Source organism: Peribacillus kribbensis DSM 17871, assembly GCF_000430765.1.
Classification (GTDB): Bacteria; Bacillota; Bacilli; order Bacillales; family DSM-1321; genus Paraperibacillus; species Paraperibacillus kribbensis.
This window is the reverse complement of record NZ_KE387238.1, coordinates 283,526-302,349: the sequence shown is the minus strand read 5'-3', so window position 1 is coordinate 302,349 and position 18,824 is coordinate 283,526. Positions and strand designations below refer to the sequence as shown.

General features: G+C 42.9%; 20 protein-coding genes and 1 riboswitch. Of the genes, 15 read left to right on the top strand and 5 right to left on the bottom strand.

The genetic code is table 11. The annotated features are described in order from the left end of the window. Positions 1 to 375: 375 nt before the first annotated feature. The 4 genes from H539_RS0115205 to H539_RS31600 all read left to right on the top strand — a co-directional run bounded on the left by H539_RS0115205 (position 376) and on the right by H539_RS31600 (position 3,561). Positions 376 to 1,131: a hypothetical protein gene (locus tag H539_RS0115205; RefSeq protein WP_026694231.1), complete on the top strand. Its 756-nt coding sequence runs from the start codon at positions 376 to 378 to the stop codon at positions 1,129 to 1,131. Positions 1,132 to 1,380: 249 nt separating this feature from the next. Further along, positions 1,381 to 2,703: an MFS transporter gene (locus H539_RS0115200; RefSeq protein WP_026694230.1), complete on the top strand. Its 1,323-nt coding sequence runs from the start codon at positions 1,381 to 1,383 to the stop codon at positions 2,701 to 2,703. Between the two features lie 135 nt (positions 2,704 to 2,838). Further along, positions 2,839 to 2,883, top strand: a riboswitch (PreQ1 riboswitch). 6 nt (positions 2,884 to 2,889) lie between these two features. Beyond that, positions 2,890 to 3,378, top strand: a complete 489-nt coding sequence (locus tag H539_RS0115195; RefSeq protein WP_026694229.1) for a QueT transporter family protein — start codon at positions 2,890 to 2,892, stop codon at positions 3,376 to 3,378. Between the two features lie 27 nt (positions 3,379 to 3,405). Beyond that, positions 3,406 to 3,561 carry a hypothetical protein gene (locus H539_RS31600; protein ID WP_155890078.1) on the top strand — a complete coding sequence of 52 codons (156 nt, stop codon included), beginning with the start codon at positions 3,406 to 3,408 and terminating at the stop codon, positions 3,559 to 3,561. A gap of 82 nt (positions 3,562 to 3,643) precedes the next feature. On the opposite strand, the gene H539_RS0115185 is transcribed toward H539_RS31600, so the two are convergent. After that, on the bottom strand, positions 3,644 to 4,519 hold the full coding sequence (locus H539_RS0115185; protein WP_026694228.1) for a DMT family transporter: 876 nt from the start codon (positions 4,517 to 4,519) through the stop codon (positions 3,644 to 3,646). 219 nt (positions 4,520 to 4,738) lie between these two features. On the opposite strand from H539_RS0115185, the gene H539_RS30205 reads away from it, so the two are divergent. After that, positions 4,739 to 4,999 (top strand): DUF2512 family protein, encoded by a 261-nt coding sequence (locus tag H539_RS30205; RefSeq protein ID WP_051348609.1) that lies wholly within the window; start codon positions 4,739 to 4,741, stop codon positions 4,997 to 4,999. A gap of 265 nt (positions 5,000 to 5,264) precedes the next feature. Here H539_RS30205 and H539_RS0115175 read toward each other — a convergent pair whose 3' ends face one another. Beyond that, complete coding sequence (locus H539_RS0115175) at positions 5,265 to 6,170, bottom strand: acetamidase/formamidase family protein (RefSeq protein WP_026694227.1); 906 nt, start codon at positions 6,168 to 6,170, stop codon at positions 5,265 to 5,267. A 196-nt stretch (positions 6,171 to 6,366) separates the two neighbouring features. On the opposite strand from H539_RS0115175, the gene H539_RS0115170 reads away from it, so the two are divergent. Both H539_RS0115170 and H539_RS0115165 read left to right on the top strand, forming a co-directional pair. After that, positions 6,367 to 7,440, top strand: coding sequence for a M42 family metallopeptidase (locus H539_RS0115170; RefSeq protein ID WP_026694226.1), 1,074 nt, complete (start codon positions 6,367 to 6,369; stop codon positions 7,438 to 7,440). Positions 7,441 to 7,541: 101 nt separating this feature from the next. Continuing rightward, entirely contained in the window at positions 7,542 to 8,774 is a 1,233-nt protein-coding gene (locus H539_RS0115165) for a cysteine desulfurase-like protein (RefSeq protein ID WP_026694225.1), read from the top strand. 39 nt (positions 8,775 to 8,813) lie between these two features. Here the strand turns inward: H539_RS0115165 and H539_RS28695 are convergent, their stop codons facing one another. Then, complete coding sequence (locus H539_RS28695) at positions 8,814 to 9,629, bottom strand: exonuclease domain-containing protein (RefSeq protein ID WP_051348608.1); 816 nt, start codon at positions 9,627 to 9,629, stop codon at positions 8,814 to 8,816. Positions 9,630 to 9,828: 199 nt separating this feature from the next. Between H539_RS28695 and H539_RS0115155 the strand changes: the two genes are divergently transcribed. The 5 genes from H539_RS0115155 (at position 9,829) to H539_RS0115135 (ending at position 13,682) form a co-directional block, all read left to right on the top strand. Beyond that, positions 9,829 to 10,695 carry an aldose epimerase family protein gene (locus H539_RS0115155; RefSeq protein WP_026694224.1) on the top strand — a complete coding sequence of 289 codons (867 nt, stop codon included), beginning with the start codon at positions 9,829 to 9,831 and terminating at the stop codon, positions 10,693 to 10,695. A gap of 110 nt (positions 10,696 to 10,805) precedes the next feature. After that, positions 10,806 to 11,168, top strand: a complete 363-nt coding sequence (locus H539_RS0115150) for a winged helix-turn-helix transcriptional regulator (protein ID WP_026694223.1) — start codon at positions 10,806 to 10,808, stop codon at positions 11,166 to 11,168. Positions 11,169 to 11,412: 244 nt separating this feature from the next. Next, positions 11,413 to 12,045 carry a 3-hexulose-6-phosphate synthase gene (hxlA, locus tag H539_RS0115145; protein WP_026694222.1) on the top strand — a complete coding sequence of 211 codons (633 nt, stop codon included), beginning with the start codon at positions 11,413 to 11,415 and terminating at the stop codon, positions 12,043 to 12,045. Positions 12,046 to 12,049: 4 nt separating this feature from the next. Continuing rightward, on the top strand, positions 12,050 to 12,604 hold the full coding sequence (gene hxlB / locus H539_RS0115140; protein WP_026694221.1) for a 6-phospho-3-hexuloisomerase: 555 nt from the start codon (positions 12,050 to 12,052) through the stop codon (positions 12,602 to 12,604). A 208-nt stretch (positions 12,605 to 12,812) separates the two neighbouring features. After that, positions 12,813 to 13,682: a DMT family transporter gene (locus H539_RS0115135; RefSeq protein ID WP_425414729.1), complete on the top strand. Its 870-nt coding sequence runs from the start codon at positions 12,813 to 12,815 to the stop codon at positions 13,680 to 13,682. Positions 13,683 to 13,805: 123 nt separating this feature from the next. On the opposite strand, the gene H539_RS0115130 is transcribed toward H539_RS0115135, so the two are convergent. Next, entirely contained in the window at positions 13,806 to 15,632 is a 1,827-nt protein-coding gene (locus H539_RS0115130; RefSeq protein ID WP_026694219.1) for an APC family permease, read from the bottom strand. Between the two features lie 408 nt (positions 15,633 to 16,040). Here H539_RS0115130 and H539_RS0115125 point away from each other — a divergent pair, with 408 nt between their 5' ends. The 3 genes from H539_RS0115125 to H539_RS0115115 all read left to right on the top strand — a co-directional run bounded on the left by H539_RS0115125 (position 16,041) and on the right by H539_RS0115115 (position 18,060). After that, positions 16,041 to 16,754, top strand: a complete 714-nt coding sequence (locus H539_RS0115125; protein ID WP_051348607.1) for a Na-translocating system protein MpsC family protein — start codon at positions 16,041 to 16,043, stop codon at positions 16,752 to 16,754. A gap of 136 nt (positions 16,755 to 16,890) precedes the next feature. Further along, on the top strand, positions 16,891 to 17,580 hold the full coding sequence (locus tag H539_RS0115120; protein ID WP_026694217.1) for a Na-translocating system protein MpsC family protein: 690 nt from the start codon (positions 16,891 to 16,893) through the stop codon (positions 17,578 to 17,580). A gap of 111 nt (positions 17,581 to 17,691) precedes the next feature. Further along, positions 17,692 to 18,060: a DUF2512 family protein gene (locus H539_RS0115115; RefSeq protein WP_026694216.1), complete on the top strand. Its 369-nt coding sequence runs from the start codon at positions 17,692 to 17,694 to the stop codon at positions 18,058 to 18,060. Between the two features lie 10 nt (positions 18,061 to 18,070). Here H539_RS0115115 and H539_RS0115110 read toward each other — a convergent pair whose 3' ends face one another. Beyond that, positions 18,071 to 18,721, bottom strand: a complete 651-nt coding sequence (locus H539_RS0115110; RefSeq protein ID WP_026694215.1) for a lysozyme family protein — start codon at positions 18,719 to 18,721, stop codon at positions 18,071 to 18,073. Between the last annotated feature and the right edge of the window lie 103 nt (positions 18,722 to 18,824).

Genomic DNA, 18,824 nt, shown 5'->3' with positions numbered 1-18,824 from the left:
GCGGAGGATATCCAGGCTACGGAATGGGCGGAGCATATCCGGGCTACGGAATGGGCGGGGGATACCCGGGCCATGGAATGACCGGAGTTTTGCCGTCTCTTTATGATCATCATGAATCATGTGGATGCGGATATTGAATTAAAGGAACGGAAGAAGAGGCTGTTTATTTTCAGTCTCTTCTTTTTCGCTTAAAACCATTTAAGGTGGTTCATACTTAATAAAAGTTAATTATATTTGGGGTCAGGGCCTTAACTTATAAAGTTTAGGGTATACCGAGTTTTAATCCGGAAATGGAGTCATATATGTTATTTGACTCCATGTTTATATTAAGTTAGAATAAGCAACAGATTATATTGCACCCCAGGGGGGAAGACATTGTCTCTTGAAGATAGAGTGTTTGAATTAGAAAAAGAAACAGCACTTCTTAAAGAAGAAGTAAAAAACTTGAAGAAGCTGTTGAAGGTCAAGGATTTAGCAGAGGATTCTGAATGGATAGCGAACAGGGCAGGAGAGTGGATGATCAAGGTTGTATATCCAGGAATTTATGACCCCGAAAAAAGCCCTTCAGTGGGATTTCCGCATAACCGAAGAAAGGTAGCTGAACAAATTAAAGCCGGACAGATGGTGTTTATTTATGTAATAAGGCCCGTTAAGCGAATCATTGGCCTTACCAGGGTCGTATCTCCGGTAAAACCCTCAGATGGGCAGTGGCCATATTCGATTGAACTTGAGTGGGTTATGCCTCCTAAACCTGGTTTAACATTAGAGGAGGCAGGCCTGAATATCCGTCCTCGTATAGGAGAAAGCCTTTATGCCATTAAGCAGAGTGCTGCCGATCGGATTCTTCGTCAATTAAATGAGCAGCCTGATCTCCATATGGAAGAAATTCTGGAAAGATTGAGTCAATATCTGGTAAATGCCCAGAAAGAAAGGGTATCGTTTAAGGAAGCTGTGGAAAGACTCAGAATGGCCGGGTATGAGGAGTCAGCGGAAGTTCTGTCTGCTTATCGCGCGCAGGATGGCTCAGTAAGAGGGTGGGATGAACTGGCCGAACGCGGTGAATTACACCGTAAATATCCAAAGGCTCGAAGCATCATCTGGCCGAATACTTATTCATCTGATCCTGATTAATTCAAAGTTCCTTCTAATTCATAAAAATCGGTTGAGTAAAAAAGTAATCAGTCTGCCAGGTTAATAAAATTTGCAGCGGGGTCTAATGGCTATCGTTGACAAGTTTGTCCCATAAAGGTGGCAGAGAATCGGGATTATTTTTTTATTTTGCCGATTAGCTTCAATATTGTATTTCTAATACTATTCTTCCTCTTGGGGGATGATATTGTGCAATATCTCTAAACAAATATCACCTAAGGAGACGGATAGATGCGTTTACAAACTATAATGGATGAATCTCCCTTCACTTCATTTCACCGCAAATTAACTCTTTATACATGCGGAGGTCCATTCTTAGATGGATATATCTTAACAATTATTGGCGTAGCTTTATCTCATATGAATAACCAAATGCACGTGACTACTTTTTGGAGCGCAATGATCGGTGCTTCTGCCCTTGCTGGATTATTGTTAGGGGGATTAGTGTTTGGGTATATCACTGACCGGGTTGGAAGGCATGTTATGTACACCTTGGATTTAGTGGCTATTTTAGTATTTTCAGTTTTGCAATTTTTTGTACACAATGCAGTCGAGCTGACCATTGTACGATTTTTAATGGGAATTGCAATAGGTGCTGATTACCCGATAGCGACTGCCTTACTGGCCGAATTTTCTCCGAGAAAACAACGCGGTAAAATGCTGGGTATCTTAATGTCAACCTGGTATTTAGGAGCACTTGTTTCTTATATTGTTGGTTATTTATTGCTTCCATTAGGTGACAGTGCCTGGCGCTGGATGCTCGTAAGCAGTGCGGTCCCAACTCTCCTTCTGCTGGTCATGCGATGGGGTACGCCTGAATCACCCAGATGGCTCGTAAGCAAAAAACGCTTCAAGGAAGCCAGTGCAATCATCCAAGACGTATATGGTGTGGATGTTGATTTAACACAATTGAAAGAAGAAAAGGTAGTAAAAGCAAAGTTCAGCAGCATGTTTAAAGGGGAATATTTAAAACGGACTCTATTTATCGGCCTGTTTTGGACTTTCCAAATCATTCCTACTTTTGCGATATACACTTTCGGCCCTCAGATATTAGAGGCTTTCCATTTAAAAGGAGAAAATGTAGCATTCTTAAGTGAAATTATCATCAGCTTGTTCTTCTTGATCGGCTGTATTCCAGCCTTGATCTTTGTTAACAAATTAGGGAGGCGTCCCGTCATAATATGGTCTTTTGTTATGATGGCCGTCGGGATGTTCATTTTAGGGATTTTCCCTCATTCTTCCATATGGGTCGTGTTATTAGGTTTTGCCCTATATGCGTTCTTCTCAGGGGGGCCAAGTGTCCTGGATTATATTTATCCCAATGAGCTCTTCCCAACTGAGATCCGTGCATCAGCAGTAGGTATGGGTACAGCCTTCAGCCGCATAGGTTCCTTTGTAGGGACATTCCTTCTTCCGTATTCCTTAAACATTTTAGGAATTGGGATCACCATGTTAATTGGCGGCGGGCTAACAATCCTAGGCCTTCTCGTTTCGATTGCATGGGCACCGGAAACAAAAGGAAAAACCTTAGCGGAAGCCAGCTCTGTGGACTGAATTGATAACGAAAGACCCTGACTTCAAAAGTCAGGGTCTTTTTGCGATTATAATATCTTTACAAACTCATTTTCTAAAAAAATTGATTAAAAATTGTCCATTGACTAGTCTTTTATAATGCTTTAGACTATTTTAGTTGACGTGGTTCGAGAACCTCCCACGATAAAAAACTAAGGAGTTTTAGAGATGAATATAAGATCCATTGCAGTAAATGGGATGCTGGCTGCTCTTTATATCGCGGTTTCTGCCATTATCCAGCCATTTGGATTTACCCAGATTCAGTTCAGGGTTTCCGAAATTTTTAACCACTTAGTGGTGTTTAATAAAAAATATATTTTGGGCATTATTCTTGGGGTATTTTTAACCAATCTGTTTTTCTCCCCAATGAAGATGTACGATCTCATATTTGGAGTCGGACAGTCCTTGGTTGCTCTATTGATTACCATCATGACTGCAAAATTTATTAAAGGCCTATGGACACGTATGATTTTCAACACGTTGATCTTTACGTTTACGATGTTTTTCATTGCCCTTGAGCTGCATCTTGCCTTTGGGCTGCCTTTCCTGTTTACCTGGCTGACAACAGCCATAGGGGAATTTGCCGTAATGGCGGTAGGGATGCCGATTATGTATATGATTAACAAGCAAGTTAAATTTGAAAAAATGATTGGGTAAATTAACCTAAAGATCGGGGTGTGTACCTTGAACGAATATAAAGTAGTTGTGAAGAATGGGAGAGACGTTTTGCTTTCTGAAGTCATGCAGGCTGAGGACGAGAGAGACGTATTAGGTAATCTTCTCATTAAAAGTGAACTATTCAATCAGGCTTTTACGGATATCAGGATTACGGAAAAGTAAGCAATCAGGGATAAAACAAATAGAGAGGCGACTCACAAGGCGATTTTTTTATCGGCCTATTGAGTCCGCCTCTTTTTACATCCTACTCTTTTTCGCGGATAACGAATAAGACCCCCGTTAGAATCAAAATGGAGCCAGCCCAAAAGGAAAAGCCGATCTTCTCACCAAGAATAAGCCATCCGAGCAGGGTCCCAACCACAGGCTGAAAGAAGAAAAATATTCCTCCGCTTGCGGCGTTGAGCATCTGTAAACCTCGATTCCAAAGCAGAAATCCACACGCTGTTGATATAATCCCCAAGTACAGAATCCCTCCCCAGATGGCCGGGTGTGCCAGCTGAGAGGCTTCAAGCAGATGTAATCTTGGTAAAACAAAGGGAGTCAATATGATTAAGGCTGTTGCTATGGAATAGGCGGTCACCACAATTTGTGAATAATCATCCGGCAGACGTTTTACAAGTACAGACATGAGTGCCCAGGTCAGGGCAGCGATTAGGAGGGAAAGGCCTCCAAGCTTGCTGGATACATCCAGATCCCCAATGCCCACGATGAGAAACACTCCAATGGTTGCTAAAAGGACGGATATCGCTTTTTTTAACGTTATTCGTTCCCTGAGGAAAAATCGGGCAAAAACAACCATAAATGCAGGTGTGGCAGACGTGATAATGGCTCCCATTTGAGCCGTGGACAGCATGGTGCCCGTTTCCTGGGTTACGATGGAAATAGCGTTGCCTATGATTCCAATGGCGATGATCAGCAAGAAATGATGTTTTTGAATCCGCCAATTTTGTTTGGTGATCAGCCCGATTACGAGAAGTGCGACGATCGCGACCGCATACCTGAGCCAAACAAGTTCCAGCGGAGGAATGACTGAGACAACCACTTTTACTACAACATACATGCCGCCCCAAAGACTTGAAGCCAGCATTAAATACGAAGAACCCAATAAGGTGTTTTTCATGTTATACCCTCCGTTTTTTTTAGGTTGGATACAGCCCTTAACGGAGGTGCAGCTCCTCCCTTCCATTAAGAGCAGAAGGGTGCTGGGGGTACATCGATTTCAAATAATGGGGTCCAATACATGTCATTCACCTCAGTTTTTTCAGATTAGTTAAAAGAATATGTATTTATTGTATCAGATAAAGGATACATAAAAATAAAAATGCCCGGGTGATTCCAGATGGGCGACCTAATGATTTACCGGGGCACTAATGGGAAGACCGATTATACGAAAAGGAATATGGTCGCTGTCATTTCAGATATGGTGGTCAGCTTTATTGTAATCTGGCTGATGGGACAGGCCTTATTTACTGACACAGGAAAATGTCGTACTGGGGTCATTAATTTCTGCCGTAGTCACGGCGGAGGAGAATGGTTCTTCCATAAATATCTTTCAAATTCAGTCTTTCATGAATACCGCAGCGGAAGAGCTGTAGAATAATAGGAAAAGCGGGGCTATCCATTAAGTCCCTAAAAATAAAGCAGGTGGAGACCGTCCCCACCTGCTTTTGTATATACTCAGCAGTTTATCAAGACTCTTATTATCCAACCATAATCAAGAGCATCTTAAAAAAACAGGTATATTGGATCGCAGCAAAAAAGGCCCGGATAACCGGGCCCCTACTGTTGCGACCTGGTTAAGTCCCGCAACGAGTATATTTATATTATACCATATTGCTCTCTTTTTAAACCTTCGTATGGTAAATTCAATCAAACCATTTTATTCCTAGTGATTCCAGCAGGTGTGCAGGTATAAAGAATCTGGCGGTTACGAGAGGATCAACCACCTGGCTGATCTGTGTTTCCCCTGCAGCACTGAAAAGCATAGTCAATTCATTCATGGTAAGCTCTGTTTTTGGTAGAAGAAACGCCATCATCTCTTCAATACTGACTCTTACGGCTTCATCAAGTGTCTCCGCGGAAACTAAGAATGCGATTCCTTCATCATTCACTAACAGTGGATAGTTCAGCGATGTTCCCTTGATCACATCCAAAGTGACAACTGCTGTTCCGGAAACCTCGATTCCGGATACCCCGACTTCACCGTCACCCATGGCTGCATGCATATCCCCAAGGCCGAATAAGGCTCCTTCTGTGAAAACAGGGAAGTAGATTTCAGCTCCTTCGGTAATGAGCTTTGTATCCATATTCCCGCCATGCGGTCCAGGTGTCCCGCAGGAAACGGGCTCGCCAGCAGGAGCTACGCCGATAACACCAATCATTGGATTCAGGGGAAGTTCGATTTTTTCATTAAAAATGGCTTTATTATTTCTAATGGGGATGATTTTCGCCTCGAACTTTTCCAGATGCGGACCTAATACACCAAGATCCGGCCCAACTGTCATGACCCCGGTTTCAGAGAATTTTATGCTTTGGACCTTTACCTTTAAGAGGTCCCCGGGCTCAGCGGTCTCGACATAAATGGGACCAGTCGCGGGATTAATTTGATCCCAATCGATTGAGGATATTCCCGTTTCACTTGAAGTGATCTGGTTTTGAAAGCAATCATATGTATCAATTGAAATGGTAGTGCCTGGCTTAACCTGTTTTACAGGTTTATGATCTTTACTGAACGCATAAATAATATCCTTGCAAGCCAATGTTTCAGCCATAAAAACCCCTCCGTATAAGGCAGATAGTGTAGTCATTAGTGTATCAGCATAAGAGGTAAGGCACAACGAATAAGTCTGCAATTTTATACTTTTTTCTCAATTTTCTAAATTTATTGACTAGAAAAGAGTTTCTCTGTAAACTGTTAACATCTTTAAACTGGAGACTAATAGTACCAGGTGGAATGGAGGAAGTAAGTTGGAGAAGAATTTGGCACAGGTGTTGACCGAGCTTGACAGAATTCCGGGAGTCTCAGGAGCGGAGGAACAGGTTGCGTCTTATACCAAGGAAGCACTGGCAGGATATTATGATGAATTTCATTCCGATCGTCTTGGGAATCAGTTCTTTATTAAAAAAGGGAAGGATCCAGATTTTAAAATCATGCTCAGTGCGCATATGGATGAAATAGGCTTTGTAGTCCAATATATCGATGATGACGGCTTTATTCATTTTGCTCCCGCGGGCGGTCATGATCCTCGCATGGTCATCAACCAAGTATTGTCCATACATACTGAAAAAGGGGAAGTAAAAGGCATTACCGGCGGAAAACCGGCACATATCGTCTCAGCCGAAGAAGCATCAAAATCGATTCCGATTTCCCAGCTATTTATAGATACGGGAACAACATCAAGGGAAGAAACGGAAGAATTAGGGGTGCAGATAGGGGATTATGTGACCTTTGACAGAGAAGGACACTTCCTCAACAATACGAAGGTATTTACTGGTAAAGCAGTGGACGACCGCTCCGGGGTAGCTGTATTGATTGAAGTGATGAAGCAGCTTTCCGAGAAGGAAATCGACGCCACGGTATATGGTGTAGCATCTGTACAGGAGGAAGTTGGAATCCGCGGTGCCGGTCCGGCAGCCTTTTATGTAAAGCCAGAGATCGCCCTTGCAATTGATGTTACATTAGCAGGAGGGACACCGGGAATCGAAAAAAAGCAGATACCCGTGGAGCTTGGAAAAGGACCTGCCATCAAATTTTTTGACTGGGCGCCAAACTCAGGAATGATTGGAAATTCAGTTCCCAGATGGTTAACCCAGCAATTAGTCCAGACAGCACGGAAGAATGCCATTCCGTTTCAGCGTGAAGTGCTTTTGCATGGAGCTACAGATGGCTGGGCCATGTCATTGGCCGGTGAAGGAGCTGCTGCAGGCTGTATTTCTCTTCCGTCTCGATATATTCATTCTGCCACAGGCTGTGTCCATCTTGATGATCTGGAAAACGCAGCGGCACTTATTGTGAAATTCATTGAAGAAGCAAAAAAATAAAACAAGAGCAGCTTCATTTTTCCGCTGTGCCAGGAAGGGATTCCATCATTCAGTGTGTAAATTATCAATGATGAATGATTCTAATGATCGGAGGATCTTGAATGAACCATACGAGCGCAGTTTATCCCATAAGTAAAGTCCGTGAGCAGTTTCCTGCATTAAGGCGCAAATACCATGAAAAGCCGGCTGCCTACTTTGATGGGCCTGGAGGGTCGCAGACAGTTAACACAGCAATCCAAGCCATTACCCGGTATATGGAGAATGGAGGGGCGAATCTTCATGGAGCCTTCCCTTCCAGTGTGGAAACAGAACACATCATAAGGGAATCGAAGGAGGCTGTCGGAGACTTTTTGAATGTCGATCCGAGGGAAGTGGCTTTTGGCGCTAATATGACTACGCTGGCATTTGCCATTGCCCGTGCACTGAGCAGGAATTGGGAAAAGGGCGATGAAATCGTTGTAACTGAATTAGATCACAGGGCCAATGTAGATCCATGGCTGTCGGCAGCGGAAGAACGGGGGCTGACCATCAGATGGATCCCTGTGGATCCAGAGAAACTGACTCTGGACTTATCAGACTTGGATACCATCATTAACAGGAAGACCCGGCTGGTCGCAGCAGGACTTGCATCGAATGCAGTAGGAACGATTGCCCCTATTCAAACAATTGCTGCACGGGCAAGGAAGGCGGGAGCCCTAATGGCGGTGGATGCCGTCCATGCTGCGCCCCACATCCCGATAGATAGGGATGAGCTTGATGCAGACATTCTTTTGTGTTCGTCCTATAAGTTTTTTGGTCCACATATTGGGATAGCAGCTATACGGGAGAATATATTTAAAGATCTTCAGCCATACAAGCTGGAACCAGCTCCGTCCTGCTATCCGGATAAACTGGAGACAGGAACCCAAAATCACGAAGGCATTGCGGGTATACAGCCGGCCATCGCCTTCTTCGAACAGATGGGAACTGGAAGTACACGGAGGGAGCGTATCGTCTCAGGCATCCGGCAGATCGAGGAGCATGAAGGAGCCCTTGCGGACATGATTCGGGATGCACTTGGCGGGATGGAACCTATCAACTTGTATCAGGCGGGTGCGGACATCCAAAAGACTCCTACCATCGCATTTACGGTAGAAGGATACGAGCCAAGGGAGGTATGCAGGATCCTGGCTGAACAGCATGCCATTTTTATCGCTGACGGCGACTTCTATGCAACAACCCTGGCGGACAAGCTGGGGATCAATCGCTCAGGAGGCTGGATCCGGGCAGGATTGGCGCCTTACAATTCGGAAGAAGAAGCGGAAAGATTCATTGCTGCTATTCAAAGTTTATAAATACCATTGACACAGCACAAAACAAAAAACGGCTGGCTCCTAAATGGGCTTAGCCGTTTCTTTTGGTTTACTGTTAGTTAGGATATGCCCCTTGAATTGATCAAACTGGCCCTCATAGAAGCTTTCCAAAGCAGGGCTGACCTGAAAATCCTCCACATATTCTCTCCACTTTGGATGGGAGCTGAATTCAAGCCAGGTAATTTGTTCATTTTGAGTCTTTTTCAGAACGGATTGAATGAGCTTGGAATATTTTCTTTTTCCTGCACTGTTTATTCTTCCGTCAGTAAAAAACTGTTTTTCTGCATATCTTTTAGGCTTTTCGACAGAATGGATGTCGATCCGCCTTTTAAGCTCCAAAAGGATGTGAGAGGTGCTTTCTGCATCACTCAATGCCCTGTGGGAATGTTCATTCACAGGAATATTCAGCGCCTCGAGGGAAGCGGCCAGGCTTGGAGTAGTAAAGGTATTTAAAATCCCAAACATATAGACTTCCTGTATATCAAGATGGGAGGCGGGGGTGAACATTTGAAGTCCGCTGCGGCTGCAGTCTGCCTCAAAGAACCGGTAGTCCTCCTTGCCCCAGGAAACAAATACATAATCTTCCCCTAAAAACTCAACAAACTTTGGGTATACTTCTTTAAATACAGGGGCGTTCCTTACATCGTCATCTGTAATGTGGGTAAGCTTCGTGGTGAATTTTGAAAGAGGGCAGGAAGGCTTAATGAGGGCGGAAAATTTATCTGCAATCGTTCCATCCTCAAGGATTTTGACAGCCCCAATTTCGATAATTTCACTCGGCTTCACTGTTTCGTATTTAAAGCTATTTCTTTCAACATCGACTACTATATAATTCATTGAATTCACCTTTTTCATTGAACACTTTTCACTGGCTGATTTGTTTTAGAGGCTTGTCCAGGATTCCTTTAAGGGAAAGAGGACTTTATATGTTAAATAAAAATATTGCAGCCAATTAACTATTATATCACAAAAAAATGTTCTTTCATATGCAGACAGGTATAAGAAGTACATAAAACGTTGAAGGAGGAAGGAAGCTGTGTATCAGATTCTTACATATAAAGAACAAAGTTTGACACTGTATCAATTAACCTCCCCTGATGGATCTGCCTGGGTGAAGATAGCTCCTGAAAGAGGGGGCATAATCACGGGCTTTGGGGTCGGCCATACGGAATTATTATTTTTAAACGAGGAAACCCTTCATAATCTTTCCAAAAATGTCAGGGGAGGGATTCCTGTATTATTCCCTATTTCAGGACAGCTGAAGAATTCGGAATATGATTGGGATGGAACAACCTATAAAATGAAAAATCATGGATTTGCAAGGAATCTATCCTGGCAGGTGTCTGGATCTCAGTGTAATGAGGATCAAGCTTCGATTACTTTAAGAATCAGAAGCAATCAAGACACATTGAATGAATATCCATTCGAATTCGAGGTTTTGTTCACCTATATCCTTACAGGTCACAGCCTCTCCATCCATCAGGAATATAGAAACAACTCAAAGGCATCCATGCCTTTATATGCGGGTTTCCATCCCTATTTTAAAACAAGGGAGAAGGGGCTCGTTTACGATACCGATGCAAAAACATATCTGGATTATAATGATGGGAAGCATTATCCCATTCAGAAAAACCTAGACCTTGAAGGGAAGAAGGAATCTTTGGTCCTTCTGGATGCTGTTCAAAAGGAAATAGCGTTCAAGCTGCCGGAAGCAGATAAAACGATCAAGATGGAATATGGTCCTGAATTTCCATATATCGTTTTATGGGCAGAAGAAGATCAGCCATTTGTCTGTGTGGAGCCATGGATGGCTCTGCCCGGCGAAATGAACAGGAAGGAAGCCCTGCCAAAAATCGGAGGGGGAGAGGCGTTGAGGACGTTTGTAACCATCCATGCCATTTAGGGCTCGGGGCTCTGTTCTATACAAGAACCATTTTCGTATTGTATACTTTTAAAAAGTCACTGCGTTTGGCGGTGAAGAACTAAGGATAAATGGAAAAAGGGAGAACAAGGATGGGACATTTAAGTGGAAAAACCTTCAGCTGTGAAAAGGAATTGACCCTAGCCGTAATTGGAGGTAAATGGAAAATGCTGATATTATGGCATCTGAAAAATGGTACAAAGCGGTTTGGGGAACTGAAATCCCTAATGCCGGGTGTTACCCAGCGCATGCTGGTAAACCAGCTGAGAGAGCTTGAAGACGACTTGATCATCCATCGTGAAGTATATCCGGTTGTTCCTCCAAAAGTTGAATATTCTCTCACCGCTGAAGGAACGAGCCTGATTCCCATTATTGATGCCATGTATGAGTGGGGAAAAACCTACAGCAAAACGGTCATGAAGGATGATGTCTTCATTCTGCAGCCAGCAGAATGAAGAAGGATTAACCAGTATATATGTGAAGGTTTATCGAATAATAAACACCGTACAGATTATTCTGTATGGTGCTTTTGTGCCTCCATAGTATGTTTTTTGATACTACCTTACTTTTAAGTCACTATATGAAAATAAAGTGCGTACTTTAAAATTTTGTATATATGAGTTACGATTTGATTTGTTGAGGGTATTCAACAAGTGGAAATGGCTCATGTCATTTTACATCACAGAAGAGGTGACTTATATGCAATTACAATTAGCATTAGATTTAGTAAATATCCCTGAAGCGATTGAATTGATTCGTGAGGTTGAGGAACATATTGATGTTGTTGAAATCGGTACACCTGTCGTTATTAATGAAGGCCTTAGGGCTGTTAAAGAAATAAAAAATGCCTTCCCTGATCTTAGTGTTCTTGCAGACCTTAAAATCATGGATGCAGCAGGTTATGAAGTCATGAAGGCATCAGAAGCCGGCGCAGATATCATCACCATCCTTGGTGCCGCAGAAGATGAGTCCATTAAAGGTGCCGTTGAGGAAGCTAAAAAACAGGGGAAAAAGATTCTTGTTGATATGATTGCTGTAAAGGATCTTGAAGGACGTGCCAAGGAGCTTGATGAATTTGGCGTGGATTACATCTGTGTGCACACAGGCTATGACCTGCAGGCGGTTGGACAAAACTCTTTTGAAGATTTGAACACCATTAAAAAGGTTGTAAAAAATTCTAAAACTGCCATCGCAGGAGGCATCAAGCTTGAAACACTTCCAGAAGTCATTAAGCAGCACCCTGACCTGATTATTGTCGGTGGCGGCATCACAAGCAAAGACAATAAAAAAGAAGCAGCTGCACAAATGCAGGAAATGATCAAGCAAGGGTAATTCCATGGAAGCTTCCTACTTAAGCCAGATCGTGGACGAGCTGGCAAAAAGCGCTGCATTAGTCAACGATAAAGAGATCCACTCTCTTGCTTCTAAGATCCTGGACAAGAGGAAGATTTTCTTGGCAGGAGCGGGAAGGTCTGGATTAATGGCAAAAGGATTCGCCATGCGCCTGATGCATCTTGGCCTTGAAGCCTATGTAGTGGGTGAAACGATTACTCCAGCCTTTGAGAAGGATGATCTTCTCATCATTGCTTCTGGATCGGGTGAAACGAAAAGCCTTGCCGCCATGGCTGAAAAAGCTAAGGGAATGTCAGGGGAAATGGCCGCAATGACAATCAATCCCGATTCTTCCATTGGCAGGATGGCAGATCTAACCGTGCAGATTCCGGGGACTCCAAAGGACCGGAATGGTGAGGGCCGTACCACCATCCAGCCGATGGGATCGTTATTTGAACAAATGCTTCTGCTGATTTTAGACTCGCTTGTACTGAAAATAATGGAATTGAAGAATATGGATTCCAGCCGGATGTATGGCAGTCATGCAAATTTGGAATAAGTGATGAAGTCTGTCAGCACTCTGACAAAGGAATGGCTTAAAGTCATGCCATCAGAATGTGCTGGCAGGCTTTTTGTGTGCAATCGGAAAAAGGATGCTAAGCATTACCCTTGTGATATAAAAAAGAAGGAGTATTATATAATGTGGGGATTTAATGCAAGAAAGTGAATCAAGTTAGGAGATACGTACTGTGAAACAACTTACCAAAATGCAGTCGATGTTCATTTTATTATTTTTAGTCGTAATTTGGGGAATTAACTGGCCGTTGTCTAAAATGGCTTTATCTTATACGCCCCCCATTTTATTTGCGGGCATCCGGACACTTATTGGAGGGCTGCTCCTGCTTATTGTGGCTCTGCCGAGATATAAAAAGCTGCAACTTAAAAAGAACTGGCACTTATACGCGATATCAGCACTTTTAAATATCATCATGTTTTATGGCCTTCAGACAATCGGTCTTGGATATATGGGGGCTGGCTTGTTTTCAGCCATTGTCTTTATAGAGCCTGTGCTTCTTGGGATCTTCAGCTGGCTATGGCTTGGGGAATCCATGAATGGCCTTAAAATATTTGGACTTATCCTAGGTTTTGCAGGAGTGGCCGTCATCAGCGCAGGAGGATTCACTGGTGATATTTCCAGCACCGGGATCCTTTTAGCCCTTGGATCGGCTTTGGGCTGGGGACTTGGTACGGTATTCGTTAAGAAAACGGGAGACCGGACGGATTCCATCTGGATGGTGAGCCTTCAGCTTATTATAGGGGGTTTGGTCCTTTTGGCTGTAGGATCCGGCTATGAAAGCTGGGGAGATATCCAATGGAAACTGCCGTTCATATCCAATCTTCTTTTCATTTCCATCTTTGTCATCGCCCTCGGGTGGCTGGCCTTTTTCACCCTGGTCGGATCAGGAGAAGCAAGTAAAGTGGGATCATATACCTTTCTTATTCCGATGATTGCCATTACCTGCAGTTCATTCCTGTTGCACGAGGCCTTAACTCTCAATCTGATCTTAGGACTTTTTCTTATTGTTCTTAGTATAGGCTTTGTAAATATTACATTTAAAAGAAGAATGAAAGTTTAAAGGAAGAAAACGGACAGTCCAAATAAAGCAGGTGGAGAATAACGAAAAAATTTTTCTCCTCCTGCTTTTGTCTTTATTTTACTGACTTGGCTTTCTGGACAGCCTCTTTTCTAATTACCTGCCTTATTCCTTCAGCCTGTAGGGCACTGTTGTGACTATGACATTCCTTCTGTAAAGCAGGAATGCCCTAATAAGCAGGCTCGACTGATTGTGGAGAATGTTATGCCAGCTTTTTTTAGGAATAAATTGAGGAATCAGCACAGTGACGCTGTAATCGGCTGCGTTTGCCTTCTTCTGGACGGTATCAATGAATTTGGTCAGCGGGTGAATGATGCTTCGATAATAGGAGTTTAAGGTCACAAGCCTAATGTCTGGCTGCCATTTCCTCCATTTCTCTTCAAATTTCTTTTCTTCTTCCCGTTCAAAGGCGACATACACGGCGATGATTTGGTCGGCCGAAAGGGATTTTGCATAGTTGAGGGAATTTTCTACAACATGTGTAAACCCGGCGACAGGGACAATGATCACATTGCCCTTGATTGGCAGAGCAGGCTCGCAGGTGGTGAGGTCCAGCTGTTTCCCGACTGCGGTATAATGTTTTTTAATCCTGTGAAAGAGCAGGACCAGCAGCGGCAGAAAAATTAAAACCGGCCATACCTGTGTGAACTTTGTTATGAAAAAGGTCATCATAACGAGAAAGCTGATCAATGCACCGATGAAGTTGATGGTTAATTTAATTTTCCAGCCTTCCGGCTTTTCCTTCAGCCATTTAACCAGCATTCCGGACTGGGAAAGGGTAAATGGGATGAACACTCCAACGGCATATAGCGGAATAAGTTTTTCGGTCCTGCCCCTGAATGCAAGGATCAGAAGCATGGAGGTAATGGCAAGAAAGATAATGCCATTAGAGTAGCCCAGACGATCTCCCCGTATGGTGAACATTCTCGCAATATACCTGTCTTTGGCCAAATTATAGGCAAGAAGCGGAAAGGCGGAGTATCCAGTGTTAGCCGCCAATACGAGAATCATTGCGGTGGTTCCCTGGATAATATAATAAAAAACATTCCTCCCGAAGATTCCCTCTGCAATTTGGGATACAACCGTCTCTTTCTCGTTTGGAACGATCCCATAATAATAAGATAAATATACAATCCCGGTAAATAATAGTGCCAACAGCAATCCCATCGCTGCAAGGGTTTTAGCCGCATTGTTCGGGGCAGGGCTCTTGAAGTTGGGAATAGCGTTTGAAATGGCTTCCACACCGGTTAAAGCGGAACTTCCCGATGCAAATGCCCGCAGAAGGAGAAATAAGCTGATTCCAGCCACCGGTGTACCAATAGAAGCATGCCGGGATGGAGAAACCTCTCCTCCGGAAATATGGAAAAAGCCAACGCCAATCATGATAAAAAGAGCCAGCACGAACAAATAGACTGGATAAGCGAGTATGGATGCGGATTCTGTCAATCCTCTGAGATTAAGGATCGTGATAAGTAGGACGAGTATGCATGCAATTAGGACCGTATAGGGATGAAGGGCCGGGAAAGCCGAAGTAATGGCATCTGTACCGGCAGATACACTGACTGCCACGGTCAGAATATAATCCACGAGCAGCGATCCGCCTGCAATCAGCCCGGGATTTTCGCCCAGGTTCTGTTTGGAGACTATATAGGCACCGCCGCCATGCGGATATGCGAATATAATCTGCCTGTAGGACAGGATTAAAGCCGCCAATAGAAATAACACACCAGCTGCAATAGGCAGGGAGTACCAAAATGCGGCGGCACCGGCCGTAACAAGAACGATTAATATCTGCTCAGGACCATAAGCAACGGATGAAAGGGCGTCGGATGATAAAATCGCAAGCGCTTTTGTTTTATTTAACTTTTGTTCTCCCAGTTCAGTTGATTTAAGGGGCCTGCCAATCAAAAATCGTTTTAGAGAAGAAAACATCCTGCCACCACCAATAATTGAGTTTGACTTAGGTTTCCCTTGAATGTGAAATAATAGTGAAAAACAGATAAATATTTTCATCGTACGCCTGAAATAACAAAAAAACTGTTGAATTATCTTAGTACAATGAATAAAATAATCAATGGATAACAGAAAAAATCGCTTTTATCTAATTTCTTTTTTGAAAAACATCTTGGATTTTAATAGATTTTGGTGGTAATGAACTGGACTATAGAGCTGGGCTTAAGCCAAATAGAAGGAATCATCCTTTCCTTCTATTTGGCTTTTTTATTTTCTTTATATATTCATCCAGGTCAAGCTCATTGAGATCTACCCCGAAACTATATATAGCTTGCCTTTCCGGAAGCAGCAGAATCCTATGAACCGTCTTATAGAAAGGAGGAAGCGATGAAAAATACGTATAAGATTGAACAGACGGATTATAGCAGTTACATTGGTAAGCTGTTTAGAAGTCAGTTTGGGAAAGGACCGGAGTCCATTTTTGTAACCATCCGTCCGCCATACTTGACCATTTACTTTAGAAATTTCCTTTCTCCCATTGAAAAAGCACTTCTCGAGCAGAAACATGAAATGACCATCTTCCAGACGCGGGAAATCATCATGAAGCTGCTGATTCCGGAAATGAAAAGTTATTTCAAGTCACTGACCGGCTTTGAGTGCGAAGATCTGTATTATGACTGGAATATTGAGAACAGGACCGGTTTTATGATCGGTTTAATCAGCAATGCGGAGGATGTACTTCAGGCAGAAGACTATAAAGGCTCTGCACAGGTAAATGCCCTGGTAAGTAAAATCAGCACCAAAGTCCAAAAACCGCCTTTAAAGGTTTCTTCCCTGTTTATAAATCAACAGACTCTTTTAATTTCAAGAGAAGGAGTCATGACCATGGTGGAAGGGGAATTGCTTGTAAAAGGGTATAGGGACACATTGAAATTTACGAAAAAGAATCTGGAACGGTCCATTTTTATGAACAATGCCTACAACTTTGGAAGCGTGCTGAATCAAGACATCACAGATGTGTTTATTGATTTTGATTTTGAGAAGGATAAAAGTACGATTATCTTTATTCTTAAATCTAACAAGCAGGTCGGTCCCTCTTAAATGTTTAAAAGCCGTCTTGGCTGGGAAACGTATTAGTAAATAAAGGATAAAAGAAAATGATGCTTTTATCTGCTGAGGCAGGAAATGTAAGCAGGGGATTTAATTTTTACTATAAGCTTATAAAGGGGCAGCTGATGTGGAAAGAAGAGCTCCAGAAGTCGAGATTTCAAGCTATGTGGGCAGACTGCTGAGGGATAACTTCGGCAAAGGACCGGAATCCGTTTTTGTCACTATTGCCAGGCCATTCATTGTCATTCATATGAGGAACTTCATTTCACCAATGGAGACTGCCCTGTTAAATCAGGAGAACCTGAATATCGTCCAAAATACGAGGGAAATTGTATTCACGAATCTGGTACCTGAAATCAAAGCCTACATAAAGGGATTGGCCGGCCTAGAGATTGAAGAGGCGTTCTTTGATTGGAATCTGCAGAATAAATCAGGAGTCTTTGTAGGTTTAACGGATTTAACCGAAGCAGGGATGGAGATGTCCGATAAAGTCCCGAATAAAGAGGCTCTGCATCATAAAATAAATAAAATCAGTGCTGAAGCACAAAAAGTCCCTGACGAAACGAGCAGCTATAATATTAACGGCAGGATGCTCATCTTCGTTAGGGACGGTATTCTCGTCAGGATTGAAAAAGAACTCATACGCCAGGGGTATGAGAAAATCTTAAAATCTACCAAAAGGATCTTAGAAAAGAAATACCTGCACAACAGTGACCTGGATTCTTTAATTCAACAGGATTGTTCTGATATATTTGTGGATTGGGACTTTTCCCGTGATCGCAGCGTTATCGTGCTGATTCTAAGGCCTAAAGGATAAAGGCAGCAATGAACTAGACTATAAGAGCTAGACATAAGCCAAAACAAAACTGCTGAAAGGCTGTTTTTGTTTTGGCTTTTTGCATGCATTTTTAAATAAGGGGTGAAGCTAATGATCAAGCAATTATTGATAAAAGCCTTTTGTATGATCCCGGCGATAATAGGCCTGGTGTATATAACCGCATTGCCCTTTCGCCCATTACTGGCGTTTGGCATCACCTATTTTTTATTATCCTTTCTTATAATCGATCTGTATCTTCTCCCTAAAATGGGACCCCTGGGAGCAGGGATTGTAGATGGGTGCTGTGCCTTTTTTCTTTATGGGATCACCATTGATGTTATAGGGAGGTACGGCCTCCGGGGGCTTGCCGGATCCCTGTTTATTGGAGCTTTCCTTTTCTTTATCGAAATAGGCATTCATAGGTATCTGATAAAAAATAAGGAGCGGGACACCGGCCAGGGCGTAAATCATCAGACCTGAAACGAAAAGATCATGTACCGGCCGTCCTGGCAGGACCGGTGGCAGCAAGGGCTGCCAAATTTTTTTCTACCTTGCTGGTGTAAGTGAAATCTCCATAACAGTAAGGGTAGCGGAAATTATTCTTATCTCCTTTACAGTTATAAATCTTCGGCTGTTTTTTAACCTGCTGTATGGAATATTGCTTGGCCAGAACCTCACTGTGCTTTCCGCCATGCGAAGAGACATAATTGATATAGCCAGTGCCCATATTATAAGCCTGGATAATCGTTGGGAAATCTACATTTTTCTTCTTTCCATAAGTAACGGCCGAATTAAAATGTTTGATTCCCTGTTGAATGCTTTTTTCAGGGCTGTTGATGGTATTTGGAGGGAGGCCGGCTGACTCGGAAGCCTGCATAGGGTCCCCTCCTTTTCCTTTTGTTTCTTGCTGCATCAGTGCTACCACTGTCATGGTGTACTCTTCAAGTCCATATTTTTTTAATTCGCTTTCTATTAAAGGCGTATATTGCCTGGATTGTTTAAAAGGATCAATCTGCTCTTTAAGAACAGAGGAAGGTATTCCTGACTTAATGGCTGGATGGCGCATCACCGCAAGAAATAGCAGCAGTACTCCTGCCAGGATTAAAAAGGACTTCCATCGTTTGTTTTTACGCTTTTTCATAACTATCTCCTGCTATTCTAGTAAACTCGTAGTGCCTCTATCATTGTAAATGGAAAAATTGGCTCGAGTCAAAGCATTCCTATGTAAAAGTTTAAATTTAAAT

Bases quoted from the DNA above. Each gene is read 5' to 3' on its own strand.
- H539_RS0115200 (WP_026694230.1), top strand. From the start codon at position 1,381: ATGCGTTTACAAACTATAATGGATGAATCTCCCTTCACTTCATTTCAC.
- H539_RS0115195 (WP_026694229.1), top strand. From the start codon at position 2,890: ATGAATATAAGATCCATTGCAGTAAATGGGATGCTGGCTGCTCTTTAT.
- H539_RS0115185 (WP_026694228.1), bottom strand. From the start codon at position 4,519: ATGAAAAACACCTTATTGGGTTCTTCGTATTTAATGCTGGCTTCAAGT.
- H539_RS30205 (WP_051348609.1), top strand. From the start codon at position 4,739: ATGGGCGACCTAATGATTTACCGGGGCACTAATGGGAAGACCGATTAT.
- H539_RS0115175 (WP_026694227.1), bottom strand. From the start codon at position 6,170: ATGGCTGAAACATTGGCTTGCAAGGATATTATTTATGCGTTCAGTAAA.
- H539_RS0115165 (WP_026694225.1), top strand. From the start codon at position 7,542: ATGAACCATACGAGCGCAGTTTATCCCATAAGTAAAGTCCGTGAGCAG.
- H539_RS28695 (WP_051348608.1), bottom strand. From the start codon at position 9,629: ATGAATTATATAGTAGTCGATGTTGAAAGAAATAGCTTTAAATACGAA.
- H539_RS0115150 (WP_026694223.1), top strand. From the start codon at position 10,806: ATGGGACATTTAAGTGGAAAAACCTTCAGCTGTGAAAAGGAATTGACC.
- hxlA (WP_026694222.1), top strand. From the start codon at position 11,413: ATGCAATTACAATTAGCATTAGATTTAGTAAATATCCCTGAAGCGATT.
- hxlB (WP_026694221.1), top strand. From the start codon at position 12,050: ATGGAAGCTTCCTACTTAAGCCAGATCGTGGACGAGCTGGCAAAAAGC.
- H539_RS0115135 (WP_425414729.1), top strand. From the start codon at position 12,813: ATGCAGTCGATGTTCATTTTATTATTTTTAGTCGTAATTTGGGGAATT.
- H539_RS0115130 (WP_026694219.1), bottom strand. From the start codon at position 15,632: ATGTTTTCTTCTCTAAAACGATTTTTGATTGGCAGGCCCCTTAAATCA.
- H539_RS0115125 (WP_051348607.1), top strand. From the start codon at position 16,041: ATGAAAAATACGTATAAGATTGAACAGACGGATTATAGCAGTTACATT.
- H539_RS0115115 (WP_026694216.1), top strand. From the start codon at position 17,692: ATGATCAAGCAATTATTGATAAAAGCCTTTTGTATGATCCCGGCGATA.
- H539_RS0115110 (WP_026694215.1), bottom strand. From the start codon at position 18,721: ATGAAAAAGCGTAAAAACAAACGATGGAAGTCCTTTTTAATCCTGGCA.